Source organism: Arthrobacter citreus, from assembly GCF_038405225.1.
Taxonomy (GTDB): Bacteria; Actinomycetota; Actinomycetes; order Actinomycetales; family Micrococcaceae; genus Arthrobacter_B; species Arthrobacter_B citreus_A.
Map to the genome: position 1 here is coordinate 3,634,853 of NZ_CP151657.1, position 24,188 is coordinate 3,659,040.

At 65.1% G+C, this 24,188-nt stretch carries 25 protein-coding genes and 1 tRNA gene; 9 read left to right on the top strand and 17 right to left on the bottom strand.

All coding sequences use genetic code 11. The features are described from left to right. Window positions 1-189: 189 nt before the first annotated feature. A complete protein-coding gene (locus AAE021_RS16875; protein WP_342023450.1) occupies window positions 190-702 on the top strand; it encodes a GNAT family N-acetyltransferase in 513 nt (170 codons plus the stop codon). A gap of 85 nt (window positions 703-787) precedes the next feature. On the opposite strand, the gene AAE021_RS16880 is transcribed toward AAE021_RS16875, so the two are convergent. Both AAE021_RS16880 and AAE021_RS16885 read right to left on the bottom strand, forming a co-directional pair. After that, window positions 788-2,674 carry a heavy metal translocating P-type ATPase gene (locus AAE021_RS16880; protein ID WP_342023451.1) on the bottom strand — a complete coding sequence of 629 codons (1,887 nt, stop codon included), beginning with the start codon at window positions 2,672-2,674 and terminating at the stop codon, window positions 788-790. Window positions 2,675-2,775: 101 nt separating this feature from the next. Next, entirely contained in the window at window positions 2,776-3,000 is a 225-nt protein-coding gene (locus AAE021_RS16885) for a hypothetical protein (protein ID WP_342023452.1), read from the bottom strand. Window positions 3,001-3,169: 169 nt separating this feature from the next. Here AAE021_RS16885 and AAE021_RS16890 point away from each other — a divergent pair, with 169 nt between their 5' ends. Continuing rightward, a complete protein-coding gene (locus tag AAE021_RS16890; RefSeq protein WP_342023453.1) occupies window positions 3,170-3,691 on the top strand; it encodes a mycothiol transferase in 522 nt (173 codons plus the stop codon). Window positions 3,692-3,702: 11 nt separating this feature from the next. Here the strand turns inward: AAE021_RS16890 and AAE021_RS16895 are convergent, their stop codons facing one another. Then, window positions 3,703-4,122 carry a four-helix bundle copper-binding protein gene (locus tag AAE021_RS16895; protein WP_342023454.1) on the bottom strand — a complete coding sequence of 140 codons (420 nt, stop codon included), beginning with the start codon at window positions 4,120-4,122 and terminating at the stop codon, window positions 3,703-3,705. Window positions 4,123-4,345: 223 nt separating this feature from the next. Between AAE021_RS16895 and AAE021_RS16900 the strand changes: the two genes are divergently transcribed. Further along, window positions 4,346-4,418 (top strand) — tRNA-Ala (locus tag AAE021_RS16900). Window positions 4,419-4,495: 77 nt separating this feature from the next. On the opposite strand, the gene AAE021_RS16905 is transcribed toward AAE021_RS16900, so the two are convergent. The 10 genes from AAE021_RS16905 to AAE021_RS16950 all read right to left on the bottom strand — a co-directional run bounded on the left by AAE021_RS16905 (window position 4,496) and on the right by AAE021_RS16950 (window position 14,275). Then, window positions 4,496-5,263: an amino acid ABC transporter ATP-binding protein gene (locus tag AAE021_RS16905; RefSeq protein ID WP_342023455.1), complete on the bottom strand. Its 768-nt coding sequence runs from the start codon at window positions 5,261-5,263 to the stop codon at window positions 4,496-4,498. Continuing rightward, a complete protein-coding gene (locus AAE021_RS16910) occupies window positions 5,260-6,279 on the bottom strand; it encodes an amino acid ABC transporter permease (RefSeq protein ID WP_425362414.1) in 1,020 nt (339 codons plus the stop codon). Before AAE021_RS16910 ends, AAE021_RS16905 begins: the two co-directional genes overlap by 4 nt. A 6-nt stretch (window positions 6,280-6,285) precedes the next feature. Beyond that, complete coding sequence (locus AAE021_RS16915; RefSeq protein WP_342023456.1) at window positions 6,286-7,197, bottom strand: ABC transporter substrate-binding protein; 912 nt, start codon at window positions 7,195-7,197, stop codon at window positions 6,286-6,288. A gap of 213 nt (window positions 7,198-7,410) precedes the next feature. Beyond that, on the bottom strand, window positions 7,411-7,833 hold the full coding sequence (arfB, locus tag AAE021_RS16920; RefSeq protein WP_342025450.1) for an alternative ribosome rescue aminoacyl-tRNA hydrolase ArfB: 423 nt from the start codon (window positions 7,831-7,833) through the stop codon (window positions 7,411-7,413). Window positions 7,834-7,882: 49 nt separating this feature from the next. Further along, window positions 7,883-9,184 (bottom strand): Y-family DNA polymerase, encoded by a 1,302-nt coding sequence (locus tag AAE021_RS16925; protein WP_342023457.1) that lies wholly within the window; start codon window positions 9,182-9,184, stop codon window positions 7,883-7,885. Further along, the gene (locus AAE021_RS16930; protein WP_342023458.1) at window positions 9,166-9,591 is read right to left on the bottom strand and encodes a translesion error-prone DNA polymerase V autoproteolytic subunit; all 426 of its coding nucleotides are present in this window, start codon (window positions 9,589-9,591) and stop codon (window positions 9,166-9,168) included. Before AAE021_RS16930 ends, AAE021_RS16925 begins: the two co-directional genes overlap by 19 nt. Window positions 9,592-9,693: 102 nt before the next feature. Further along, on the bottom strand, window positions 9,694-10,890 hold the full coding sequence (locus AAE021_RS16935) for an ABC transporter permease (RefSeq protein ID WP_342023459.1): 1,197 nt from the start codon (window positions 10,888-10,890) through the stop codon (window positions 9,694-9,696). A gap of 128 nt (window positions 10,891-11,018) precedes the next feature. Then, the gene (locus tag AAE021_RS16940) at window positions 11,019-11,696 is read right to left on the bottom strand and encodes an ABC transporter ATP-binding protein (RefSeq protein WP_342023460.1); all 678 of its coding nucleotides are present in this window, start codon (window positions 11,694-11,696) and stop codon (window positions 11,019-11,021) included. After that, a complete protein-coding gene (locus AAE021_RS16945; protein ID WP_342023461.1) occupies window positions 11,693-13,294 on the bottom strand; it encodes a hypothetical protein in 1,602 nt (533 codons plus the stop codon). Before AAE021_RS16945 ends, AAE021_RS16940 begins: the two co-directional genes overlap by 4 nt. 3 nt (window positions 13,295-13,297) lie before the next feature. Then, window positions 13,298-14,275 (bottom strand): hypothetical protein, encoded by a 978-nt coding sequence (locus tag AAE021_RS16950; RefSeq protein WP_342023462.1) that lies wholly within the window; start codon window positions 14,273-14,275, stop codon window positions 13,298-13,300. Window positions 14,276-14,575: 300 nt separating this feature from the next. On the opposite strand from AAE021_RS16950, the gene AAE021_RS16955 reads away from it, so the two are divergent. From AAE021_RS16955 to AAE021_RS16965, 3 genes are all read left to right on the top strand, one after another. Beyond that, on the top strand, window positions 14,576-15,514 hold the full coding sequence (locus tag AAE021_RS16955) for an ABC transporter ATP-binding protein (RefSeq protein WP_342023463.1): 939 nt from the start codon (window positions 14,576-14,578) through the stop codon (window positions 15,512-15,514). Then, window positions 15,511-17,154 (top strand): polyketide antibiotic transporter, encoded by a 1,644-nt coding sequence (locus AAE021_RS16960; RefSeq protein ID WP_342023464.1) that lies wholly within the window; start codon window positions 15,511-15,513, stop codon window positions 17,152-17,154. The genes AAE021_RS16955 and AAE021_RS16960 overlap by 4 nt, the downstream gene beginning before the upstream one ends. A 148-nt stretch (window positions 17,155-17,302) precedes the next feature. Beyond that, on the top strand, window positions 17,303-18,448 hold the full coding sequence (locus AAE021_RS16965; RefSeq protein WP_342023465.1) for a glycerol dehydrogenase: 1,146 nt from the start codon (window positions 17,303-17,305) through the stop codon (window positions 18,446-18,448). A 106-nt stretch (window positions 18,449-18,554) separates the two neighbouring features. Here AAE021_RS16965 and AAE021_RS16970 read toward each other — a convergent pair whose 3' ends face one another. Next, window positions 18,555-19,265, bottom strand: coding sequence for a DUF6308 family protein (locus tag AAE021_RS16970; protein ID WP_342023466.1), 711 nt, complete (start codon window positions 19,263-19,265; stop codon window positions 18,555-18,557). Between the two features lie 49 nt (window positions 19,266-19,314). On the opposite strand from AAE021_RS16970, the gene AAE021_RS16975 reads away from it, so the two are divergent. Then, the gene (locus AAE021_RS16975) at window positions 19,315-19,860 is read left to right on the top strand and encodes a GNAT family protein (protein WP_342023467.1); all 546 of its coding nucleotides are present in this window, start codon (window positions 19,315-19,317) and stop codon (window positions 19,858-19,860) included. 49 nt (window positions 19,861-19,909) lie between these two features. Here AAE021_RS16975 and AAE021_RS16980 read toward each other — a convergent pair whose 3' ends face one another. After that, complete coding sequence (locus tag AAE021_RS16980; RefSeq protein WP_342023468.1) at window positions 19,910-21,007, bottom strand: tartrate dehydrogenase; 1,098 nt, start codon at window positions 21,005-21,007, stop codon at window positions 19,910-19,912. A gap of 247 nt (window positions 21,008-21,254) precedes the next feature. Between AAE021_RS16980 and AAE021_RS16985 the strand changes: the two genes are divergently transcribed. Next, window positions 21,255-22,190 carry an ABC transporter ATP-binding protein gene (locus AAE021_RS16985; protein WP_342023469.1) on the top strand — a complete coding sequence of 312 codons (936 nt, stop codon included), beginning with the start codon at window positions 21,255-21,257 and terminating at the stop codon, window positions 22,188-22,190. Beyond that, complete coding sequence (locus AAE021_RS16990) at window positions 22,187-23,065, top strand: ABC transporter permease (RefSeq protein WP_342023470.1); 879 nt, start codon at window positions 22,187-22,189, stop codon at window positions 23,063-23,065. The genes AAE021_RS16985 and AAE021_RS16990 overlap by 4 nt, the downstream gene beginning before the upstream one ends. On the opposite strand, the gene AAE021_RS16995 is transcribed toward AAE021_RS16990, so the two are convergent. Next, window positions 23,062-23,649, bottom strand: coding sequence for a GNAT family protein (locus tag AAE021_RS16995; RefSeq protein ID WP_342023471.1), 588 nt, complete (start codon window positions 23,647-23,649; stop codon window positions 23,062-23,064). The two genes, AAE021_RS16990 and AAE021_RS16995, sit on opposite strands and share 4 nt — an antisense overlap. A 4-nt stretch (window positions 23,650-23,653) precedes the next feature. Beyond that, entirely contained in the window at window positions 23,654-24,181 is a 528-nt protein-coding gene (locus AAE021_RS17000) for a GNAT family protein (protein WP_342023472.1), read from the bottom strand. Window positions 24,182-24,188 lie beyond the last annotated feature (7 nt).

Genomic DNA, 24,188 nt, shown 5'->3' on the forward strand with positions numbered 1-24,188 from the left:
TCAACGCTTGACCGCTCCGAATTCGAGATAAACCTGACGAGGATACAAACAAACGTCCCCGTTAGTACTTTCCTGCACCTTGGAGGAGGTCAGTGCAGCACGGTCTTTGGCTGTCCAGCTGAACACGATCTGGCGGTAGTCGAGCCCTGTTCGGACAGGTTGTCGGATTGGTAGTGGCACACTACGAGGATGATCAGAACCTTGAACTTGCCAGCCACTCTGAATGCCAAGGGCCGGGACTTCACTCTGCGGAGAGCTTCCGAAGATGATCTCGAATCACTCATGCTTCTACTCGCCGATGATCCGATTAGCGCTAATCGAGGTGACAAGGCTTTGACCTCTGATGCTCCCGCATACCGTTCTGCTCTGACGGCGATCATCGAAGATCCATCCAACGAGCTCATCGTTGTCGTCGACGATGAGGACGAGCTTCTGGCGACCATGCAGCTGACCCGAATTCCGGGAATGGCAAGACGCGGTGCGACTCGGCTTCTTGTCGAGGCAGTTAGAGTGCGAAGCGACAACAGGTCAAGCGGGGTAGGATCCGCGATGATGTGCTGGGTTACCGGCACAGCAGCACCCCTGATCGAGGCTGATCTCGTGCAACTCACCTCTGACGAGGCGCGGCACGACGCGCACCGCTTTTATGAACGCCTGGGATTTGTTGGGACGCATCGCGGATTCAAGTACAAAGTGGGGTGAGGTCGCCTCCCCACGGACGCGACGTGCGAATAAGGATGGTCGGTGGTCCGCCTACACCTGGAAAAGCCTTGGCCGCCGTTCTTCCCTAGGCACTGGGTTCGGGAACTTTGCGGGACTCCGGCGGAACAGCGGCAGCCGGCGCCGCGCTTCTTCCGCCGCCCAGCGCCCGCAGCGCGTTCAGGATGGCGGCCAGATCCACCAGCTCCTGGGTCAGGGCGCCGGCGACGGCGGGAATGAACCCGAAAGCCGCCGTGAGCATCAGCGCGACGCTGAGGCTGATGCCCAGCCAGATGCTGCCCAGGGCCACGCGCATGGTCCGCCTGCCGATGTCGACGGCGTCCGCCACCTTCGAGATGTCATCGGCAACGATCACGGCGTCGGCCGACTCTCCGGCCGCTGTGGATCCGCGCGCACCCATGGCAATGCCGACGTCGGCGGCCGCCAGCACCGGCGCGTCATTCACGCCGTCGCCCACCATGATCACCGGCCGCTGCGGCATGGCCGCCACCAGCCTGACCTTGTCCTCCGGCAGCAGCTCGGCATGAACGGTCCCGATGCCCAGCACGGCGGCCGTGCTTTCCGCTGACGCCCGGCCGTCGCCGGTGAGCATGACAGGACGGGCCAGCCCCAGCCCGGCCAGACGGTCCAGGGTGGCGCGGGCGTTTTCCCGCGGGGTGTCGCTCAGGGCCAGGATGCCGGCGAAACGTCCGTCAACTCCGACGTACACCATGAGCTGCCCAGCGGCCGGTGCGGTCACCGTGCCGGAAACCGCCGCGGCCACAAACCGCTGTTTGCCCACCAGCACGGTGCGGCCGTTGACCTGTGCCAGCACCCCGTTGGTGGCCACCTCGGATGCGGAGTCAGCCGGGCTCAGGGTCAGGCCGCGCTCCACGGCCGCAGCCTGCACGGCGGCGGCGAGCACATGGGAGGAATATTGCTCGGCCGAGGCAGCGAGCTGCAGCACCTCATCGGCGGAGAACGGTGGCTCGGGGTTCACGGCCACCAGCCGGGGCCTGCCGTAGGTCAGGGTGCCGGTCTTGTCGAAGGCAACGCTGCGGGCCCGGGCCAGCTGCTGCAGGGTGGCCCCGCCCTTGACGATGATGCCGTTGCGCGCGGACCGGCTCATGCCGCCCAAAAAAGCCACCGGGGCAGCAATGAGCAGCGGGCAGGGGGTGGCCAGGACCAGCACCTCGGCGAATCGCACCGGATCGCCGCTGAGGAGCCAGGCGGCCCCGGCGATGACCAGCGACACGGCGGTGAACGGAACCGCGAACCGGTCCGCCAGCCGGACCACCGGTGCCCTGGACTCCGATGCTTCGCGGACCAGGGCCACAATCCGCTGGTACTGGCTGTTCGCCGTCGTCGCCGTGGCACGGATGCGCACAGCCTGTGACCCGTTCACCGAACCGCTCAGCACGTTCTCTCCGGCAGTGCGCGTGACCGGCAGGGATTCACCGGTCAGTGACGATTCATCAAAGGACGCTTCGGCGCTGAGCAGCACGCCGTCCACGGGAACCAGCTCCGCGGGTTTGACGAGCAGAACGTCTCCGGCGGCGACGTCGTCCGCGGGAATGTCGGTGGGTGTCCCGCTCCCGGCATCGAGCCGGTGCGCCGTCTGCGGTGTCCGTTCCAGCAGGGCATCGAGTTCGCTGCGGGCGCGTCTGCCCGCATAGTCTTCCAGCGCCTGTCCGCCGGAGAGCATCAGCACAATGATCAGGGCGGCAACGTACTCGCCCACCGCCACTGTGGCGAGGATGGCGAGCACGGCCAGGACATCTAGCCCCCAGTGGCCCTGCCGGATGTCGCGGACCATGCCGACGGCAGTGCGGGCGGCAATGACCAGGGCATACCCGGAGGCAGTCCAGGCGGCGGCGGTGGGAAATCCGGTTCCCAGCAGCACGGCAACCGCAAGCCCGACGACGACGGTCGCGGCCACCTCCGGATACGTCCGCACCAACGAGAGCCTCTTCATGCTTTTGTTATAGGCCTGTCTGGAGGCCTTTGCCAGCAAGTGAAAGCTTGCCTAACTCCGGGTCGGGCTGGGTTGCAGTCCCCCCGCGCGGGAGTGGGCGGTTACGGCATCCGGCGCCGGCTGAGCAGGCCGGACATGAGGAACGCCAGGCCGATGGCCAGCGGCCACCAGCTGTACATGCTGAGTGTCTCGCCCAGGAAGGCCACCACCAGCACGCCGAGCATGACGCTGATAATCAGGACCATGCCCACGACAATCCGAACCCTCCCGCGGTTGGGTGACGGCAGGGGCGGAAGCCAGGGAGGACGCTCGTCAGTCCAGCTCATCTGGCAATTTTAGGGCCGCAGGCCACGGATGGAACCCGGCCGCGGCTGGTTCTTTCCCCGGGAACCGAGTCGGCCCCTCTGCCCTTTCCCGGCGGTGCGGAGCGTGAAAGGATGACGGCGATCCCGTCCGCAATGCGGCGCCGGAACGCGACCTATGGAGATAACCAGCATGGAACAGAGTGACCTGATTATTGATGCCTTTGGCCGTCTGCCCCAGGCGGTGCGCGGGGCTGTGCACGGACTGGATGCCGCAGCCCTGAACCACCGTCCCTATCCGGCGGGGAATTCCATCTCCTGGCTGATTTGGCACCTGGCCCGGAGCGAGGATGCCCAGGTTGCGCCCCTGGCCGGACATGAGCAGGCGTGGACCGCCGAAGGCTGGTACAAGCGGGTCGGCTTACCGTTTGCGGTGGATGACACGGGGTATGGGCATGATTCCGAGCAGGTTGCCCTCGTTCAGGTGCAGTCGGCAGAAGTGCTGTTGGGCTATTACGAGGCGGTGCATTCGCGGACCGCCGCCTTCGTCTCCGGGGTGAGCGGCAGCGATCTGGACCAGGTGGTGGACACGGCGTGGGATCCGCCCGTCACCCTGGGCGTCCGGCTGGTCAGTGTCCTGGCCGATGGGCTGGAGCACGCCGGTCAGGCGGCCTACCTGCGCGGCATGGTTCTGGCGGTGGGCACGGGCACATAGCCGGCCGGCATCTAGCCGCGTTCCATAACCACCAGCAGTTCCTCACACATGGCGGCGCAGCGGCGGCAGGTCTCGGCGCAGATCCGGCAGTGGCCGTGCTCGGATGCATGCTGCTCGCACTCTTCGGCGCACTGGTGGCATGCAGCGGCGCAGGCGCGCAACAAGGCCGCCGTGCTTCCGTCATATCCGCTGTACCGGGTTCCGGTGCGTGCCACGGTGGCGCCGGTGGCTGCGCAGATGTCCGCGCAGTTCAGGTCCTTGCGGATGCATTCCACCATGTCCCCGAGCATGTCTTCGCTCAGGCACGCGTCGGCACAGGCGTTGCAGACCTGCACGCAGTCAAAGCATGCGATAACGCAGGTGGACACCGCCAACAGATCCGTTCCGGCGCCGTCGGGCCGTTCGCTGAGCATATCTTCGATGAGGGACATGGCACTGCTCCTTTTCGCCTGCGGAATAGAGGTGCTGTTCCGGCCGGCGGCGTGCCTGTGGCCGGGCTGTCAGGATAGCCCGGGGTACGGTTCCGGAGGCAGGGTCGGGAGCCGGTTCGAGGCTTGAGTGCACAGGTTTGGCAGCTGCGATTTGCGCCGGGGCATGGGCGCGGGTCTAGAATCGGGGTTAGCTCTCCGGAGCCGCCCGGCTGGTGCCGGGGAAGGGGCTTTAGCTCAGTTGGTAGAGCGTTTCGTTCGCAATGAAAAGGTCAGGGGTTCGATTCCCCTAAGCTCCACAGGAATAAGGAAAAGCCGAAGGCTGCCCCACCAATAGGTGGGGCAGCCTTTTGCATAACGTCCGTGAGAGTTACACCTACAGCACCTTGGAAAGAAATGCCTGGGTGCGTTCGTGCTGGGGCGCTGTCAGAACCTGTTGCGGGTTCCCGGCTTCCACCACAACTCCGACGTCCATGAAGACCAAAGAATCGGCCACCTCGCGGGCAAAACCCATCTCGTGGGTAACCACGATCATGGTCATTCCGGTTGATGCGAGTTCCTTCATGACGTCCAGGACCTCTCCGACGAGTTCCGGGTCAAGGGCGCTGGTGGGTTCATCGAACAGCATGAGCTTCGGTTCCATGGCAAGGGCACGGGCAATGGCCACGCGCTGCTGCTGGCCGCCCGAGAGGTGCGCCGGATAATAGTCGGCCTTGTCCCCAAGCCCTACCCGGTCCAGCAATTCCACCGCCTGGCGGGTCGCAGCCGCCTTGGACAGACGCTTGACCCGCATGGGTGCCAACGCAATATTTTCCAGGGCAGTGAGGTGCGGAAAGAGGTTGAACCGCTGGAATACCATGCCGATGTCCCGGCGCTGGTAGGAGGCTTCGGCAGGTCGAAGCTCGTAGAGCTTGTCACCCTTCTGCCGGTAGCCAACGAGCTTTCCCTCGACGGAAAGCCGGCCGGCATCAATCTGTTCGAGGTGGTTGATGCAACGCAGGAAAGTGGACTTGCCGGACCCGCTTGGCCCCACGATGCACAGGACCTCTCCGGCGTGGACGGTCAGGCTGATGCTGCGCAGGACAACATTGCTGCCGAAGCTCTTGGACACGCGGTCCGCGTGAACCATTGGGGTGCCGGTCATCCGTTGCCTCCTATTCCTTTGCCGGGGGGCGTTTCGAGGGCAACGGCGGCTCCGCCGCCGGCCGGAGTTCCGGCACCAGGGGCGGCGGCGCGGGATGCCCCGCGCACCGCGGTCCTCTCAGTGCGGCGGCCGCTTCCGCGTGAGAAACGCTTCTCAATGAAGTGCTGGCCGACCATGAGCACCGAGGTGAAGAGCAGGTACCAGATTGAAGCGACAATGAGCAGCGGGACCGGAGTGAAAGTAACCGCCGAGATGCCCCGCGATACTCCGTAAAGGTCGACGCTCAGTGGAATTGCGGCGACCAGGGACGTGGTTTTCAGCATCGAGATAACCTCGTTGCCTGTGGGCGGAACAATGACCTTCATTGCTTGCGGAATAACCACAAAGCGCATTGTTTGCGCCCAGGACAGGGCCAGCGCCTTCGATGCTTCCTCCTGTCCGTCATCAACTGAGAGCAGCCCGGCACGGACGATTTCGGACATGTACGCCGCCTCATTCAGTGCCAGTCCGATAACAGCCGTCACGAAAAGATTGGTGAAAACGCCGTTGTTGACCGTGATCCACGGATCCATGAAAGGGATTCCTATGGTGAACACGGGGTAGATCAGGGCGACGATTCCCCAGAACACCAACTGTACGTAGACGGGCGTGCCGCGGAAGATCCATAGATACAGCCAAGCGATATTCCGGACAACGGGGTTTGGGGAAAGGCGCATGATGGCCAGCAGCAGTCCCAGCAGAATTGCTGCCGCCATCGAGTACACAGTCAGCTGCAGGGTGGTCAGGGCGGCCTGACTGATGCGCTGGTCGAAGAGATACTTGCCAACCTCGGACCATCCGTACTGTTCACGCTGGGCGGCGTCGATAATGAAGATGCCCAGCGCGATGACAAGGGCCACCGCGGCAATGTTCCTCCACGGGTGGCGCAACGGAATGGCCCGCAGCTGCGCGCCGTCCGGATAATCGGATTCCGCCGTGGCCCGGCCATCTGTTGATCCGCTCAGGGGCGGCGTCACAGTCTGCTAGCCTGCCGCAGCGACATTGAGTGTGGCTGTTTCGACCCCGCCGCTTTCAACGCCCCATACGGAAAGAATCTCGTTGTAGGTGCCGTCGTCGATAAGGGCTTGAAGTGCCTTCTGCAGGACCGGTGTCAGCTCGGACCCCTTCGCCATGGGGATTCCATAGGGTGCAACCTCGGACGGATCACCGGCGGTCTGCAGTTTCCCCTCACTTTTGGAAATGGCGTAAAGCGTCACGGGCGAGTCCGCACTCATGGCGTCGACCTGGCCGATGACCAGCGCATTGGTCGCCTGGTCCTGGGAGTCATAACGGAAGATCTCGATCGCCGCGTTCCCGGCATCTGTGCAGGCCTTGGACTTGGCCGGCACCTCGTGGGTGTCCTCGTAGGTGGTCGCCTGAACCGCAACCCGAAGTCCGCACGAGTTGTCGGGGTCAACGTCCTTCCCCTCCGGTGACGCCCACTGGATGCCTGCCGAGTAATAGTTGATGAAGTCGGCCTGCTTTTCCCGTTCGATGGTATCCGTGAAGGAAGACATGCCCATATCGGCTTTTCCGCCATTTACGGAGGGAATAATGTTGTCAAAGGTTCCGATGTCGAAATTCACGCTCAACCCCAGAGACTGGCCCAAGGCATTAGTCAGGTCCACGGACCAGCCCGCGGGATCCCCCTCCGGATTTTTGAACTCGTTAGGGGGGTAGTTGTTGGCCATGCCGACATTAAGCACTCCGGCCGCCTTGATGTCTTCCGGCAACATTGCCGCCAGCTCTTCGTTCTTCTCGACGGAGATAGTTTCTCCGTCCGTGCTGCCGGTTCCCCCGGTGGGTGACTCTGCGGCACTGTTGTCGACGCAGCCCGTTAGCAACAGGCCTGCGGTGAGTGCGGTTAGCGCGGTGAGTGTGTAGGTGGCACGCATAATTGGTCCTCGGTTTGAAGTGGACTGAATAATTCATGGCGTGCTTTTGACCGGGTTAATGCGAGTTTTCTTAATATCTGGGGGGTACCGGTCTTAGGAAAGCGATCCTAGCCCACTTTTGCGGTGCCGCTGCCGGGGCGAATACTCGAATCCATGGATATCCCCTGGCAATTGGGGTCCAACCACCGTTCGGGTCCAGGCGGTGCTGTCCGCTTAGTCAGCGCTGGGGCGCTGCCGCTGCTGTTTTGTTGCTGACCGCTGCTTTTTGGCATCGAGGCGCCGAAAGTTCGAACCCCGCGTCCGTTTGGTCTTCCTGCGCAGGGCAGCCTCGGGAGCCAGACCATCCGCCACCAACTCAGCGAGCTTGGTCAGGGCTATTTCCCGGTTGCGCAGCTGTGAACGCTGCTCCGATGCCGTCACCGTCACCACGCCGTCGATCAGGCGACGCTGCAGGCGGGTAAGCAGCAGTTCCCGCTGGTTGTCGGACAGGACCGCCGATTCGGCGATGTTCCAGGACACCGAGGCGCGGCTGTCGGAGGTGTTCACATGCTGGCCGCCCGGCCCCGAGGAGCGGGAAAAGCGCCAGCTCAATTCCGACGCCGGGATCGTGAGCGCGGGTGAGACCAACAAATCCATATCTCCAGCGTCCCACGGCTCGGCTGCGAGCCCCTCCATCAGAGGGATATTAGACCGCCTTCACCACGGGCAGGTCCGACCACTCGGTGGTGAAGCGGGGCGAGGCGAAGTTCCGGGCCATCGTCCAGTCGGGTTTGGCGGAGGCCATTCCGGCCAATCCCAGGCCGATACTGGCGGCACCGTACTTGTCCGTGACCTGCGCCAGCAGCGGTCCGATGTCCGGCTGCTCCGGGCCGGCGTCAAAGAGGTCAAACACCGGCTCTGCCCCGGCTGGGGACAGGCCGGTGAGCATGATGCCGGCCTTGGCGTAGGGAGCGCCCTCCACCACCTGCGGGTCCATGGTCGTGATGGCCGCCCGCGTGAGCAGCAGGGGATCGGCGGTGGGCCGCTCCAGCCGCACTGTCGCCGAGGGGGAGGACGGCGCCGTCGTACTAAACCGGGAGGTGGCAGCGAAAACCGTCATCACGGTGGCGAGCTGGCCCTCCTTCGCCAGCCGGATGGCCGCTTTTTGCGCGTAGAGGCTCATGACCTGCCGCATGGAGTCGCGGGTGGTGACCGGCGTCGCGAAGCTGCGCGAAAAGAGCACCTGCTGCTTGTCCGCGGATTCGGTTTCCATCGGGATGCACGCGGTCCCGTTCAGCTCCAGCACGGTCCGTTGCAGGACCACGGAGAACTTCGCGCGGATCAGAGTGGGATCGGCGTCGCGCAGGTCCGCAATTGTGTGGATGCCCAGCGCGTTCAGCCGGGTTCCGTTGCGCGCGCCCACGCCCCACAGTCCGGTGACGGGAACCCGGGACATGATGGTGTCGACGGCGGCGGGGCCGAGGGTGTCAAGGTTGCAGACCCCGCCCAGGTGGGGATTCTGCTTGGCAATCCGGTTGGCGAACTTGGCCAGGGTTTTTGTGCTGCCGATGCCCACGCAGACCGGCAGGCCGATGTTCCGCGCCACCGCCGCCCGAATCTCGGTTCCGCGGCTGCGCAGCTGTTCGTCGGTTCCGAACAGGTGCAGGAAGCACTCATCGATGGAATAGATTTCCTGCTCCGAGGAAAACCGCGCCAGCAGCTGCATCACCCGCGAACTCAGGTCTCCGTACAGCTCGTAGTTGCTGGAGCGCTGCACCAGGCCCAGCTTCGGAGCCGCCTCGGCCAGCTTGAACCACGGCTCCCCGGTCTTGATGCCCAGGGCCTTGGCCTCGTCGGAGCGCGCCACCACGCAGCCGTCATTGTTGGAGAGCACCACCACGGGAATGCCGGCCAGCTTCGGATCGAAGACGCGCTCGCAGGAGACATAGAAGCTGTTGACGTCCACCAGGGCGAAACGCTGCTGTTCAGCTAGACGTGGTGCAGGCACCGGGTCACCACGCCCCATACGGACAGTTCGGCCGGATCCGGCACGGGAATATCGGTCGAACCGGGGCTGTCGGCATGCAGGAAGATTCCGTGTCCGGTGAGCAGCAGGCGCCGGATGGTCAGTTCACCGTTCAGGACGGCGACGACGACGGATCCGTCCTTGGGCGTCAGGGACCGGTCCACGATAATCTCGTCACCGTCGCTGATGCCGGCGCCGTCCATGGCGTCGCCGGAGACCCGCATGATGAAGGTGGACGTGGCATCCCGGATCAGGTGCCGGTTCAGGTCTATCCCGGCGTCGTAATAATCCTGGGCCGGGGAGGCGAAGCCGGCCGGCAGAGTGGACCGGTTTGCAGCGGCCTCCCCGCCCCCGGAGCGCGGGGAAGGGTTCGCGGAAAAGACTGCCATGACCCGCCTCTCCTAGAACACACTTTCGAATGCCTTCAGGTTAGCACCGTGCCCCCGAGGGCAGCGGACGCCCGGCCGGGGATCTTCGGGACAGCGGCGGTTCTATGATCCGCGCAGGGCGGCGACGGGTTCAATCCGGGTGGCTCTCCGCGCCGGGAAGCTGCCGGCGGCCAGCCCCACCAGCGCTCCCAGCAGCGCCCCTCCGCAGGCCACCAGCGGATTAACGACGGGGATCCACTGCTGGGACGCCGAGATCGCGATGACGGCGAAAACTCCCGTGGCCGCGCCAAGGATTCCTCCGAGGAGGCCGACGATGACGGACTCGGTGACAAACTGCGCGGCAATTTGGCGGCCGGTCGCTCCGATGGCCCGACGCAGCCCAATTTCTCCGGTGCGCTCCATGACGGAGAGCATGGTGACGTTCGCGATCCCCACGCCACCGGCGAGAAGGACCACTACGGAGAGGACAACAAAAATCAGGTTGACGTCGGCTTGGACATTATCCGCAAGCTGGGACCGCCCCCGGGGCGCAGCAACGTCGATCTGCTCGGGCGCATCAGGGGAGAGGGCAAGGGCGGCCTGCTCCGCAATCTGGGGACCCGCACCGATGACGATGCGGCTCTGGAGTTCTCCCGGTGCGCTGAGGCCAAAATCAGCGCGCGCCGCCCCGGTGGAAATGACCACGCTGTCGAGAAGCTCGGGCCGCTGCTGGACATCGCCGAAGACGCCGACGACGGCGTAGGGCAGGCCGTCGATAAAGATGGACGGTTGCGAATCAACACGGGTGATGCCCAGCCGGTCGGCGAGCCTGTCGCCCAGGACAGCCACGCGGTCGCGCCTTTGGTCATGTCCCTGGTCGAAGAGGCGGCCGTGGCGGACCTTTCCCTCGAGCGTCTCAACGAGCCCGGACGAAGCGGCAAATACCCGCGGTGGTGCGCTGATGGGTGCCGAAGGATCGTTGACGGGCACCGCGGTCACTGTGCCTTCGCGGAGTTTCACTTCAGTGACCAGAGCCGCCTGCTCAATTCCAGCGAGGCGCTCCATCCGGTCCACGGCGTCCCAGGGAAGCGACGCTGTGGCAACACTGTTGCCGTCAGCGTTCCGGGCCTCCGCAGGGGACGCGACTATCTGGGTGGCAGCGAAGGAATCGAACTGCCTGGCCAGTTGGCCCGCAGTGGTCTGGGCGAACCCCAGCGTTGCCACCAGTGCGCCGATGCCCAGGACGGTCCCTGCCAGGGTCATCAGGAGCCGTCCGGGCCGGGTGCCGAAATCCGACGTCGCTTCGGTCAACAGGTCCATAAAGCTGAACCGGTCGGAGGCCGGTACGGAGCGGAGAAGCTCGGGCTGTTCCCCGCCGTCCGGGAGGCCGGGCCGGCCATCGGGGGAAGGGGAGCTAACCGGGGCCGGGCGTCGTCGTCTCTGTCCTCTCATGCGGGCAAGCCCACCCGTCCGTCAGCGATGCGGACGCAGTGGGCGGCGCGCTGAGCCACGGCTTGGTCGTGGGTGATGATGACCAGCGCGAGACCATCGGTGACGAGGTCTTCGAACAATTCCATGACGTCCTGCGTGGTGCCCCCGTCGAGGTTGCCGGTCGGCTCGTCCGCCAGGAGCACGCTGGGGCGGGTGACGACGGCGCGGGCCACGGCAACCCGCTGGCGCTCGCCGCCGGAGAGTGTTCCGGGCAGGAAACCGATGCGGTGGCCCAGGCCCACGCGGAGGAGTGCTTCCCGTGCCCTCTCCACCCGTTCACCACGAGGGGTTCCGCTGTAGAGCATGGGCATCATGACGTTCTCCAGGACCGACCGGCGCGGCAGGAGGTGGAAAGCCTGGAAAACGAATCCGATGCGCTGGGCCCGGACGGCGGCACGGGTGTCCTCGTCGAGGTCGCCAGTGAGGTGCCCGTCAAACCGGTATTCGCCCACGCTGGGCCGGTCCAGCAGGCCCAGGATATTGAGCATCGTGGACTTGCCCGATCCGCTCGGTCCCACAATCGACACGTAGTCACCCTGCTGCACGGAGAGGTTGATGCCCTTCAGCGCCTGCACTTCCGGCGGGCCGGGAAAAGACCGGGTGACATCACGCAGTTCCAGGAGGGGCTGGTTCACTTACCCACCACAACCAGATCGCCTTCGGCCAGTTCCCCCTCAACCGGGGTCACTTCCACCGCGCCCGGCGTGGCCAGGCCGCTGCGGACGACGACGAGCCGGGTGGCCGCCGCTTCGCCGTCACGGGGATCACCTTCAGCAACTTCCACCCGGGTCTCGCCGCCCGGGCCGGCGGTGAGGGCCGCATAGGGGACGGACAAAACCTCGCCGTCCGAGGCGCCGACGGCGATCGACACCCGAACGTTGGAGCCCTGCAGCTCCTGGATCTGCTCCGGGGACAACGGATCCGGCTGCAGCTGGACGTTCCAGCGCTGGGAGTCCCCTTCCCCCGGCGTCACGGCCGTGATGGTCGCTGAATGGGCGGTGCCGTCCGGCAGGTCAAAGGTCGCGGTGTCTCCGGCTTTGAGCAGGCGGGCATCCGCTTCAGCGGCGGAGCCGGACAACCCCAGAGTGGCACCTGACACGGTCATGGCTGAACCTTCGAGGATGGAACCCCGCTGAGTGGTGATGGCGTCAACGCGCCGGGGAAGATCAGCCAGGTACAGCACCTCACCCGCCGGCAGAGTGGGCAGAGCAGCCTGCTCGGCCCGGCCCAGGTCCTCCTGCGCCTGTGCAAGCTGCGCGGCTGCTGCGTCAACGGCAGCCCGCTGAGGAGTATCGGTGCGGTCGGCGCCGACCTGCTGCCGGCGCAGTTCCGCAAGTCCGAGGGCATCAACCAGGCCTGCGATCTGCAGCGGATCCTGGGGCTTGGCCTGCCGGGCTGCCGCAAGCTCACGCTGTGCGCTGCTGACTGCGTTGTCGGCTTCCCGGATTTCCACCGGCGTGGCACCAACCGGCGTGGCTGCAAGATCGCTTTGGGCGGACAACAGTCCCTGCTCGGCCGCCCGGACCGACTCCTGCGCCCCGCGGAGCATATCCGCGCTTCCGTCCTCGGCTGCGGGCACGGAGTACCCCGCTGCGGCATACAGGGTGGATACGGCAGCGGCAGCGTCCAGGCCGAAGACGGGGTCCGCCGGATCGCCGGCATCAATCCCCACGGTTCGGACAGCTGTCTTGAACTGGGCAACATCGGGGCCGGAAACTCCAAAGTACAGGGTGCGGTAGGCCGGCAGCTCGCCGGGCAGCACGATGACGGGCCGGCCCGCAACCTCAAGGGCTATCGAAAGGCCCTTAAATTCCGTGCCCGCTTCCGGCACCTGGCCGGTGACCACGGCAGGACCGGAAATCGAAGTGGTGTCGATGCGTACTTCGACGGGATCGGCGTAGGCAACTTCGCCGCGGATGGTCACGTCGTTGCTGAGCTGTCCGTAGTTAACGGGGACTGTCACCAGGCCGGGCTCCGGCGGTGCCGCGGCGCCGGCTGCATCGGCAGGGGAGAACAGGAACCTTCCGACCAGGAGGCCGGCGACCAGGCTCAGAACGGCAGCGGCAGTCACAATCCACAGCGTCCGGTTGCGCTGGAAGAGCGCGCCGGCTGCTGCCCGCAGCGACGGCCCGGCTGCAGCTTTCCGGGGCTCCTGCCCGTCTGTTTCCTCCAGGAGCAGGCCCAAGCCGACGGCGTCGTCCGCCGTAGGTGCGGAGCGGTTACGTCCAGGCATCAATCAGTTTCCCTGCTCAGCATCAGCCCGGAATGCTTCCAGTTCAGCCTTGTGATCATCGATGAACTGCTGCTCAAGCTTGAACTGCACGCTTTCCATGGTGTCCTGGTAATCGGTCTCTTCGCGGCAGTCGAGATCAACGAGGGCGAGTTCGATTTCTTCCTCTGCCACAGCGTCCATCGCCGCCTCGTCCACGGAACCGGAATCGTCGTACATCGTATTCATCTTGTCGCTGATACTGCTCCGCGCGTCATTCTGCACCGAGAACCCCGGCTGCCCGGCGTCGGCCATGCAGGCGGACCACTCGGCATCAACATCGACGAGCTCCGGGTCAGCCATCATGTCTTCATACAGGGTGTTCATTGCATCGATGAGGGGCTGGTGTTCCTCCGAGGAGTAGGGGTCCTCTCCGCTGATTTCATTCTCAGACCAGCCGTAGCACCCGGCGGTGGTCCAATCCCACTCGATGACTTCGCCCTCGGCCGGCATGTCCGCCTCATCGGGCATCGGGCCGTTCAAAGCCTCATAAAAAGCCGTTTGTTCCGATTCGGACAAACTCGCAACGTAGTCGGCGTTGAGATCCACGTATTCAGTGGCTTCAGCGGTCGGCTGATCGTCCGAGCCCGGGTAGTTGATCATTCCGTATCCGTACTGCGCGACCCATTCCCGGGAATCAGGTTTATAGTCGTCGACCGACCCCATGGAAAAGGAGACATCCTGCACATTGGGCGTGTATTCGAAGCCCTCCTCGGACATGCACTGAGCCACCAGGTCTTCGCGCTTCCGCTCCCGCTCCGCGTACTCCTTCTCCTGCTCCTCGGGACTCATATCGCTGCCGTATACCGAGGACATGAATTCCGTCAGGGGCGACTCTTTTGCCGCCGGTTCGGCAGAGTCGTCAGCTTGGCTGCAGCCGCCCAGCAGGAAGGCGGCAGCAATAGAAGCGGCAAGGAGCGCTGAGGCGCGCTGGGAATATGGCACGGAGAACCTCTTTTGAAGGGGCGGGCGTTTCTAGGGGCGGGTTGTGAGCCTTCCGGGCCACGTATGTCAAAGAATGCCCTACCCCGACTCGAAATAGGCTGTGGGCCTATAACATTTCAATTTCATCTGCGCGCGTCCCCGAGGAAGCAGGAATTGCGGGTTGGTGTTCCTATGGGAGCGCGGCTGGATCATGGCGCACCTCCTCGAGGATGTTCTCGGCATGTAATGCACCTCGCAACGCATGGATGTACCGTCTGGTACATCGACGCCTGAAGTGTCCCCACCACCCGGAGCTCTGCGATGAACCAGCTCGCCATCGAAACCGTCAACCTCGTCAAGACGTTTGGCCCCACCCGGGCCCTGGACGGCTTCTCGCTGGCCGTCGAAGCAGGGCAGGTGGCCGGTTTCCTGGGACCGAACGGGGCCGGGAAGTCCACAGCCATCCGGGTGCTTCTTGGTGTCCTGCGCGCCGACGCCGGCACGGCACGCGTCCTCGGCGCCGATCCCTGGTCCGACGCCGTCGCCGTCCACCGGCGAATCGCGTACGTTCCCGGAGACACCAGCCTTTGGCCCAACCTCACCGGCGGCGAAGCGATCGACATCTTCACCCGGCTGCACAATGGAGGCGGCCGCAGCAGCAAGGGGAAAGGGCGCAGCAGCATCCGGCGCGCTGAGCTGCTGGAACGCTTCGAACTGGATCCCACCAAAAAGGCCCGCACCTATTCCAAGGGCAACCGGCAAAAAGTTGCCCTGGTGGCGGCGCTGGCGTCCGACGCCGAACTGTTCCTCCTAGATGAGCCCACCTCCGGGCTGGATCCGCTGATGGAGGCAGTCTTCACTGACGAGATCCGTGCCCTCCGGGATCAGGGCCGCACCGTTCTGCTTTCCAGCCACATCCTGGCTGAGGTGGAAAAACTCTGCGACACGGTAACCATCATCCGTGCCGGACGCGACGTCGAAACCGGCACTCTTTCTCAGCTGCGGCACCTGACGCGTTCCGCCGTCACCGCGACGACGACGGCGGATCCTGCAGCGCTCTTAGCTGCGGAGGGCGTGCACAACCTCAGCGTCGAGGACCGATACCTGCGCTTCGACGTCGACAACGCCCGCGTCAATGAGGTGCTGCTGCTCCTGGCCCGCGCCGGGGTCGAGAACCTGACCATCACGCCGCCGTCGCTGGAGGAACTGTTCCTGCGCCACTACGGTGATGCGGGAGCGGTGGAAGAGGCGGCACAATGAGCACCGCCGTCGCGCACAGTGGGACCGCCGAGCAACACGCCACCACCCCCTGGGCTGCCACCGGAGGGCTGCTGCGCCTGAACCTGCGCCTGGACCGGATCCGCATCCTGGTGTGGACCGCCGCCGTGGGTCTCGGCGTCGCCGGTTCCATGGCCACTTTCGAGACCACCTATACGACGCCTGAATCACTGCAGGCCCGGGCCAGCCTGCTGGCCAACCCTGCGACCGTCATGATGACCGGACCGGCGTTCGGGCTCCAGGACTACACGTTTGGTGCCATGGTGGCCAATGAGCTGTCGCTGTACCTCTATCTGGCCGCGGCCATCATGAGCATCCTCCTCGTGGTGCGGCACACGCGCGGCGAGGAGGAATCCGGGCGGATGGAAATGCTGCGCGCCCAGCCGGTGGGACGCTTTGCCTCGGCTGCTGCCGCCGTCACCACCGTTGCCATCGCCAATGCCGCAGTGGGAACGGCCACCGCCGCAGCCCTTGCGGGTTTCGGGCTGGAGGCCGCCAGTTCCCTGGCCCTCGGTGCCGGCACAGCGCTCACCGGTTTGGTGTTCGCCGGTGTCGCCGCGGTGGCGGCACAGCTGACCGAACACGCCCGCGGGGCGGTGGGCATGGCCATGGCGGTGCTGGCCGCAGCCTTCCTGGTCCGCGGAATCGGTGACGTCATCAACAACCAGGGTTCCTGGCTGTCCTGGTTCTCGCCCTTTGCCTGGGCGCAGCAAACCCGTCTCTATGTTGACCTGCGCTGGTGGCCGCTCGCGGTCTCCGTGGTGGTGACCGCCGGGCTCCTGCTGCTGGCCGTGCTGCTGGCCGGACGGCGGGACCTGGGTGCCGGACTGCGTGCGCCGAAGCCCGGTCCCGCTGCGGCTCCCCGGTCCCTGCTTTCCCCGGCCGGACTGGCGAACCGGCTGCTGCGCGGTTCCTTCACGGTCTGGACGGCGTCGGCGTTTCTGTTTGCCGCGGCTTTCGGCACACTGGCCAACTCACTGGAGGATTCCTTTGCCGACATCCCTGAACTGGCGGAGTGGATCACGGTGGATCTGGCGAACCTGACCACCAGCTTCGCCTCCGCCATCCTCTCGTTCCTGATGGTGGCTCCGCTGATTTTCAGTGTCACCGCGGTGCTTCGGCTCCGCGCCGAGGAGGATGCCGGCCGCGCGGAACAAATGCTGGTGACCGGCAGCTCACGGTCCGGGCTGTTCGCCGGCTGGCTGGCAGTGGTGGCGCTGCAGACCGTCGCCATGACGGTGCTGGTTGGACTCGGTACGGGACTGGGTGTGACCGCCGGTACCGGTGACGCCGGGTGGGCCGGGGACCTGGCAGTGGCCTCGCTTGCCTACCTCCCGGCAATCGCCCTGGTGGCGGCCATCGCCGTCGCACTCTTCGGGCTTGCCCCGCGGATCACGGCGCTGGCCTGGGCTGTGGTGGTGTGGACGGCGATCGTGCTGTTTCTGGGATCGCTGCTTGGCCTGCCCGAGTGGGCCATGGACCTTTCCCCGCTGACGCACGTATCGCTGGTTCCCAGCGCCGAACCGGACCCCGCACCGCTGGTGATCATGAGCGCTTTTGCCGCGGTGCTCGTGGCGGCCGGATTTGCGGGGTTCCGCGGCCGGGATGTCGGTTCCGCCTGAGGATCACCTGCGTGCGGCGGCCCCGCGGCTGCAGCCGTAGGCGTCCCGGGCTCCAGCCCGCGGGACCCTAGCCGTTCTCCGGCACCGCCGCCTACGCTGAAGTCCGGCGGCACTGCAGCCGTCCCCCGACGTGGACCAGGAGCTCAACATGAAGCAGGCACCAGTTCGTACCGTGATCAGTCCCGGCCGCTACGTCCAGGGGGTGGGGGCGATTCACCGCCTGGGTGAGTTCCTGGCACAGATTGGCACGAAGCCACTGTTGGTGGCCGACGACGTCGTCTGGGGTTTCGTGGGCCACGACGTAACCCGCTCGCTGCAGGTGCAGGAACTGCCGGTAACCCGGGAAGTCTTCAACGGCATCCCCACCGCCGCGGAGATCGACCGCCTGACCCAGGCCATTCGAACAGCGGAAGCCGATGTTGTGGTGGGTGTTGGCGGCGGCAGCACCATTGATGCGTGCAAGGCTGCCGGGGATGCGGCCGGGATCCGTTGGGCATCCGTGCCGACGGTTGCATCAACCGACGCGCCCACCTCCGCCCTCGCCGTCGTCTACACCGCCGACGGCGCGTTCGAGGAGTACCGGTTCTTTTCCCGCAACCCGGATTTGGTGCTGGTGGACTCACAGATTGTGGCCAATGCGCCGGCGTCGTTCCTCGCCCATGGGGTGGGGGATGCGCTTGCCACCTGGCTCGAAGCGCGGGCTACGGCAGCGTCCTTCTCCCTGACCATGGCCGGTGGGCTTCCGACTGAGACCGGCACTGCCCTGGCCCGGTTGAGCTGGGACGTGCTGTGGGAATTCGCGCTGCCGGCGCTGGATGCGGCCCGGGACCATGTGGTGACGCCGGCATTGGAGAAGGTCATAGAAGCGAACACCCTGCTCTCAGGCCTTGGTTTTGAATCCGGGGGACTGGCGGCAGCGCACGCCATCCACAACGGGCTGACCGCGGCGCCGCAGACGCACGGACTTGCCCACGGGCAGAAGGTGAACATCGGGTCCTTGACGCAGCTGGTGCTTGAAGGCGCTCCAACCGCAGATTTCAGGGATTTCGTCGAGTTCACCACCCGGGTGGGCCTGCCGAACACGCTGACCGAAGTGGGCCTGTCCGTGGACGACGCGCGGGAGCTGGATTTGGTTGCTGAGGCCTCCACCGTGCCGGGTGAAACCATGAAGTCCATGCCGTTCGACGTCGGTCCCGGCGACGTGGTGGCGGCCCTGAAATCCATCGAACGGTTCTCGCGGCGGGTGCGGCGGGAAGCGGGCCTCCCCGAGCCCGTTCCGTACAAGGCGCATTAAGGCTGCTGCTTTTTGGTGCCCCGGGTCCGGCACCTTCATATTTCCGTGACCATCTGTCAATCAAGCTTTGCTGCAGTGACTGCCCGGCGTTCAGCTTGGGGCCAGCTCAGGTTTCGAGGTCCTCGGCCTGCGGCTCGAAACCCTGCCGCTTGCCGTGCATCCACAGCACGATGTCCAGCTCCCGCAGGTCCGTAATCGGCTCGGTGATCCCGGACTTGGCACGGATCTCGGCCAGCCGCTCGGCCAGCACGCCGTCGGCATAGGACGTGTGCCAGTAAAGCCACTGATCCTTCGGGCCGGGGACCGCCGTCACCCGCCGGATGATGGAGTCATACACGGGGATCAGCCGCGGCCTCTTCCGGGCCATGATCTTACTGGTGGTGCTCGGACCGACTCCCCACCCGGCGTCGTCAGCCTTGCCGCGGAGCAGATTCCACAACTGGCGGGCAGGGCTGTCAACGCCCAGGTCCCGCACCGGATCGGCGTCGGGCAGGTCCACGTCGGCGGGGATCTGGGCCAGGAGATCCGAGATCTCCTTCGCCCGGGTCTCCAAAACGGCGATGGCGGTCCGGGGCGGAATCTTTACCGACCGGAAGGAGGCGGCCACCAGGTCATCGGCGGTAATCCGGTTCACCGTTTCAGGGGCATCCCCGCCGCCGGCCCAGGAATCAAACCGTGAGCTGCTGCGGACCAGTCCGGTGCGCGGCATAGTCTCGGTAAAGAAGTCCCGCAGATTCTGCGCCGCTGTATCAACGGTGATTTCGCCCGTCGAAATAACGCGTTTCATGGTTCCCCCGTCGGTGGGTCGGAAAGTCATAAAGCAGGTGTTGTTTCCACACCCTACTGTCGTTCCCTAGAGTTCGACCATGCCCATATCCTTCACTCCCCTGGCCAATTCCGAGCAGGACACCAGTGACCTGGTGGAGTTCCTGACAACCAACCGGTTTCCGTTCCATGTGCTGCCCCGGCATTCGGAGGAGTCAGCGCGTCAGTCCGTGGCCAGCGGTCGCTTCTGGTCCACCGAATCCCTCGGTTATTGGGTTAACGACGACGGCTCCCGGATTGGGCTGGTGGTCCTGGACGATCTCGAGGATGACACCCCCATGTTTGATTTACGGCTGGCCGAGGAGTTCCGCGGCAAAGGCCTAGGGCCGAAGGTGCTTACCGCGCTGTGCGCCATGGTGTTTGACCAGTTCCCGGAGCCGGTGCGGTTTGAGGGCCAAACGAGGGAGGACAACATTGCCATGCGCAAGACTTTCCTCCGCGCCGGATTCCTGAAGGAAGCCCACTACCGCCTGGGCTGGCCCACCGCAGACGGAACCAGGGTTGCATCGGTGGCCTACGCCATTCTGCGCCAGGACTGGGAGAACAACCACACCACGTATTTTGAATGGGATGACCTGCCGGCCTGAAAAGCAGGGGCCAAACGCGGTTCAGGACCGGGCGGAGACTGGCGGGCATCTACCCTGCGTCAACCCTGGTGTTCAGGGCGGCGATGATCGCGTCGGTGACCTCGGCCGTGTTGGACTCCCCGCCAATATCGCGGGTGAGATGGCCGGAGGCCGTTGCGGCCTCGACAGCTGCCTCCACTCGGCGGGCCTGTTCGGGGAGCCCGAAGTGGTCCAGCATCAGGGCGGCGCTGGCGATCGCGCCGATGGGGTTGCAGATGCCCATGCCGGCAATGTCCGGGGCGGTGCCGTGGACCGGCTCGAACATGCTGGGGAACCGGCGCTCGGGATTCAGGTTGGCGCTGGCCGCCAGGCCCAGGCTTCCGGCCAGGGCCGATCCGAGGTCCGAGAGGATGTCGGCGTTCAGGTTTGAGGCCACGACGACGGACAGGTCCTCGGGCTTCAGTACGAACTTGGCGCTCATGGCGTCCACCAGGACGCTTTCGGTCTGCACATCGGGGTAGTCGGCGGCGACCCGCTGGAAAACCTCGTCCCACAGCACCATGCCGTATTGCTGGGCGTTGGATTTGGTCACCGAGGAAACTTTCCTGACGGTGCGGGTGCGGGCCAGATCGAAGGCGAACCGCATAATGCGTTCGCAGCCTTTCTCGGTGAAGAGGGCGGTCTGCAGGGCAACTTCGTTACCCGGCCCGCGGCCGCTCAGGTTCCGGCCGCCGATCCCCGCGTATTCGCCCTCGCTGTTTTCCCGCACCACAATCCAGTCGAGTTCGGTGTCATCGGCCTTGCGGAGCGGAGACTGGACCCCGGGGAGGAACTTCACCGGGCGGATATTGGCCCACTGGTCAAAGTTCTGGGTGATGTTCAGGCGCAGGCCCCACAGGCTGACGTGGTCCGGGACGTTTTCCCATCCCACAGCGCCGAAGTAGATGGCGTCGAAGTCCTGCAGGATCTCCAGCCCTTTCGGATCCATCATGACGCCGTGCTCGGCGTAGTACTCACATCCCCACGGAAATTCGCTCCAGCTGAAGCCAAATTTGTCGCCGGACTGTTCGGCAAGACTATCCAGGACCCGGCGTCCGGCGGCTACCACCTCCTTGCCCACGCCGTCGGCCGGTATTGAGGCGATCCGAAAAACCCGAGTCTCGTCCATGCGCCTGTCCCTTCAGAATATTCTCTGCACCTGCGGCTTGGGCTCAATTAGACCGGCCGGCCACTGGACCTGTCCAAGGTTTCCTCTGCATCTGGTCAATAGGAGAAAGCTATGGATCCGGACCATCTGACAGGGTCATATTGCTTCGGCCTATGCGAACCGGGGTGTCTGCTGCCGTCTACAGAACGGCGCCGATAGACTCGCCCCAACTAACCCGGCCACGCAGGCCGAGAAAATTGGGGAAATCTTGAGTGCGAGCACGGGAACGGCCATCTCTGTCCGGGGATTGACCAAAAAATACGGGGCCACCACCGCCGTCGACGACCTGTCCTTTGACGTTCAATCCGGCAGCGTCTTCGCTTTCCTGGGGACTAACGGCGCCGGCAAATCCACCACCATTTCCTGCCTGACCACCGTCATTCCCTTTAATTCCGGTGAAGCCTCCGTTGACGGCGACGACGTCCGGACCGCCGGCGGAGCCGTCCGGAAGAATATAGGGGTGGTTTTTCAAGACTCCGTGCTGGACCCGCTGCTCACCGGCCGGGAGAACCTGCGGACACGCGCCCGGTTCTACGCCGCCGATGCCCGGGCCAACGAGGCCCGGATTACGGAGCTGAGCGCGCTGATTGGCCTCGATGAGTTTGTGGACCGACCCTACGGCACGTATTCCGGTGGCCAGCGTCGGCGCGTGGACATCGCGCGCGCACTGCTGCACTCGCCGTCGATCCTCTTTCTTGACGAACCCACCGCCGGCCTGGACCCCGCCAGCCGCGCGCTGGTGTGGTTCACCATCCGCGAGCTGCGGGACCGGCACGGCCTCACCGTCTTCCTGACCACGCACTACATGGAGGAAACCGAGGAAGCGGACCGGGTCTGCATCATTGAACGCGGCCGGATCATCGCCGACGGCACTCCCGCGCAGCTGCGCGCCCAGCACAGCAGCTCAATCCTCAGCATCACCACCGACAACCGCCCGGCGCTGCTGGAGCTGGCCGCGGAGGAGGGTGCCGGGATCCGGGATGAGGACGACGGCGGCGTGGTGCGGCTGGTGGCCGGCGACGCAGCCACGGCTCTCCGAATCTTGAACCGGCACGGCGGCCACGTCCTGGACTTCGAGTTCCGCCATGGCACCATGGATGACGTTTTCCTCGCCCTGACCGGCCGCGAGGGGGAAGCGGCATGAGCGTGGTCCTCACCCTGATGTCCCGCAACCTCCGCCTGTTTTTCCGCGACCGGCTGGGTGTGTTCTTTTCGCTGCTGTCGGCACTGATTCTGTTTCTGCTCTACACGCTCTTCCTCGGCAGCGGGCAGGTTGATGACCTGCAAGAATCCTTCCCCGGTGCCACCGAAGAAGAGGTCAAGGGATTTGTGGACACCTGGATGTTTGCCGGCATTGTCGGCATCACCTCCATCACCACCGGTCTGGGCGCCATGAACGTCTTTGTGGAGGATTCGGCGTCGGGCCGGTTCCGTGACTTCCTGGTATCGCCGATCCGCCGCGAAAAACTGATCCTCGGCTACCTGCTGTCGGCCGGCGTCGTTGCCCTGATCATGACCACAGTGGTGCTGATCATCAGCCTCGTGTACCTCTATCTGGTGGACGGGGTCAGCTTCGAGCCGGGGCAGATCGCCACCGTGTATGGCTTTTTGGCACTGAGCTGTCTGGCTTTCGCGGCGCTGAGTGCCTTTGTGGTGTCGTTTGTGCGCACCGCCGGGGCCTATTCCGCGCTGTCCACCATTGTGGGAACGATCCTGGGCTTCCTTGCCGGCGCCTATATTCCGGTCGGCGCGCTGCCCGACGGCGTCCGGGCAGTCATCAACGCGCTGCCGTTTATGCAGGCGTCAGTGCCGGTCCGGCAGGAAATGACGGCTGACTCCCTGCAGGCCATGGCAGGTGACCAGCCCGGCGCCGTGGCCGAACTGCAGGAGCTTTTCGGCATCACCGCATCCATGGGGGACTGGGACATCAGCAACGGCTACGTCGTGGCTGTCCTGAGCGTTATGGCTGTGGTCTTTACCCTGCTGGCTGCCCTGCAGATCCGCCGCCGCATCGCCTAGGGCCGCGGGTCAGTCGCGAGCATTGCCATGCTGATGGCATCCACCCACTCACCGTCCCACTGCAGCGCGTCGCGTTGCCGGCCCTCGGTGGTGAAGCCCGCCTTTTCGTACGCACGCTGCGCCCGCGGATTGAAGGCGAAAACCTCCAGTGCCACCCGGTGCAGGCCCAGATCATCAAACGCGTGTGCGACGACGGCGCGGGTCGCCTCAGTGCCGTACCCCTGGCCCAGCACTTCAGCTGGCGCCAGCGCGATCCGGAAGCCGACTGACTCGTTGTCCGGGTCCAAATCGTTCAGGACCACTTCGCCCAGGTACCGCTCTTTCCGGTGGTGTTCCTCCGGGTGCTGGTCGTCAGCCAGCCGGATGACGGCCCAGTCGGCGCGGTCGTGCTGCCCGGCCAGTCCGGCGAGCCAGGCGCGGATCTGGTCTGGAGTGAATTCCGCGTGGGTTCCGGTCAGGCGCGTGGCTTCCGGATCCTGCAGGGACGCCCAGGCGCCGTCGAAATGCTCCGGCCCCAGCGGTTCCAGGCGCAGCCGCTCGGTGGTCAGAGTGGCCTGGTCGGCGAAGAGGTTTTCGGAAATCACCGGGTCAGCCTAGCCGAAGGGCCAGCTCAAAGATGATTTCCAGGCCGTCCTCCTCATCCCACTGCGTGCCTTTTTCCTCGAATCCGTACTGCAGCACGAGGTTCAGCGACGCTTCATTGTCCGGGCTGATGGTCGCCCGCACGGTGCTGACTGCCGGTTCACGGTTGGCCCGGGCAAGCATCAGTTCCAGCGCTGCTCGGGCATACCCGCGGCGGCGCAGAGCGGGATCCACGGAGTACCCCAGCTCAACCATCCCGGCCGCATCCGGCGGACCATGGAATCCGGCACAGCCCACCGCCAGTCCGCTGGCACTGTCCACAATCGCTCCGGTGACCCAGCCGGCGTCGTCGGGCGCTGTGGCCAGCTGCAGGCTGCGGATTTTCCACACGGCTTGCCGGTCTGCGGAAAAATGCGGCGTCAGGGGTACGGGGGAGTGCTGGTTGGCGGTGGCCAGGTCCCCGGAGGCGAGGGCGTCAATGGCAGCCAGCGGCAGCTGCATCAGCTCGACGGCGGGAAGGGGGAGGGTAGTCACCGCTCAA

Bases quoted from the DNA above. Each gene is read 5' to 3' on its own strand.
- AAE021_RS16875 (WP_342023450.1), top strand. From the start codon at position 190: ATGATCAGAACCTTGAACTTGCCAGCCACTCTGAATGCCAAGGGCCGG.
- AAE021_RS16975 (WP_342023467.1), top strand. From the start codon at position 19,315: ATGCCCATATCCTTCACTCCCCTGGCCAATTCCGAGCAGGACACCAGT.
- AAE021_RS16960 (WP_342023464.1), top strand. From the start codon at position 15,511: ATGAGCACCGCCGTCGCGCACAGTGGGACCGCCGAGCAACACGCCACC.
- AAE021_RS16915 (WP_342023456.1), bottom strand. From the start codon at position 7,197: ATGCGTGCCACCTACACACTCACCGCGCTAACCGCACTCACCGCAGGC.
- AAE021_RS16880 (WP_342023451.1), bottom strand. From the start codon at position 2,674: ATGAAGAGGCTCTCGTTGGTGCGGACGTATCCGGAGGTGGCCGCGACC.
- AAE021_RS16885 (WP_342023452.1), bottom strand. From the start codon at position 3,000: ATGAGCTGGACTGACGAGCGTCCTCCCTGGCTTCCGCCCCTGCCGTCA.
- AAE021_RS16930 (WP_342023458.1), bottom strand. From the start codon at position 9,591: ATGGCAGTCTTTTCCGCGAACCCTTCCCCGCGCTCCGGGGGCGGGGAG.
- AAE021_RS16905 (WP_342023455.1), bottom strand. From the start codon at position 5,263: ATGACCGGCACCCCAATGGTTCACGCGGACCGCGTGTCCAAGAGCTTC.
- AAE021_RS16970 (WP_342023466.1), bottom strand. From the start codon at position 19,265: ATGACTTTCCGACCCACCGACGGGGGAACCATGAAACGCGTTATTTCG.
- AAE021_RS16895 (WP_342023454.1), bottom strand. From the start codon at position 4,122: ATGTCCCTCATCGAAGATATGCTCAGCGAACGGCCCGACGGCGCCGGA.
- AAE021_RS16890 (WP_342023453.1), top strand. From the start codon at position 3,170: ATGGAACAGAGTGACCTGATTATTGATGCCTTTGGCCGTCTGCCCCAG.
- AAE021_RS16935 (WP_342023459.1), bottom strand. From the start codon at position 10,890: ATGGACCTGTTGACCGAAGCGACGTCGGATTTCGGCACCCGGCCCGGA.
- AAE021_RS16945 (WP_342023461.1), bottom strand. From the start codon at position 13,294: ATGCCTGGACGTAACCGCTCCGCACCTACGGCGGACGACGCCGTCGGC.
- AAE021_RS16965 (WP_342023465.1), top strand. From the start codon at position 17,303: ATGAAGCAGGCACCAGTTCGTACCGTGATCAGTCCCGGCCGCTACGTC.
- AAE021_RS16980 (WP_342023468.1), bottom strand. From the start codon at position 21,007: ATGGACGAGACTCGGGTTTTTCGGATCGCCTCAATACCGGCCGACGGC.
- AAE021_RS16955 (WP_342023463.1), top strand. From the start codon at position 14,576: ATGAACCAGCTCGCCATCGAAACCGTCAACCTCGTCAAGACGTTTGGC.
- arfB (WP_342025450.1), bottom strand. From the start codon at position 7,833: ATGGATTTGTTGGTCTCACCCGCGCTCACGATCCCGGCGTCGGAATTG.
- AAE021_RS16990 (WP_342023470.1), top strand. From the start codon at position 22,187: ATGAGCGTGGTCCTCACCCTGATGTCCCGCAACCTCCGCCTGTTTTTC.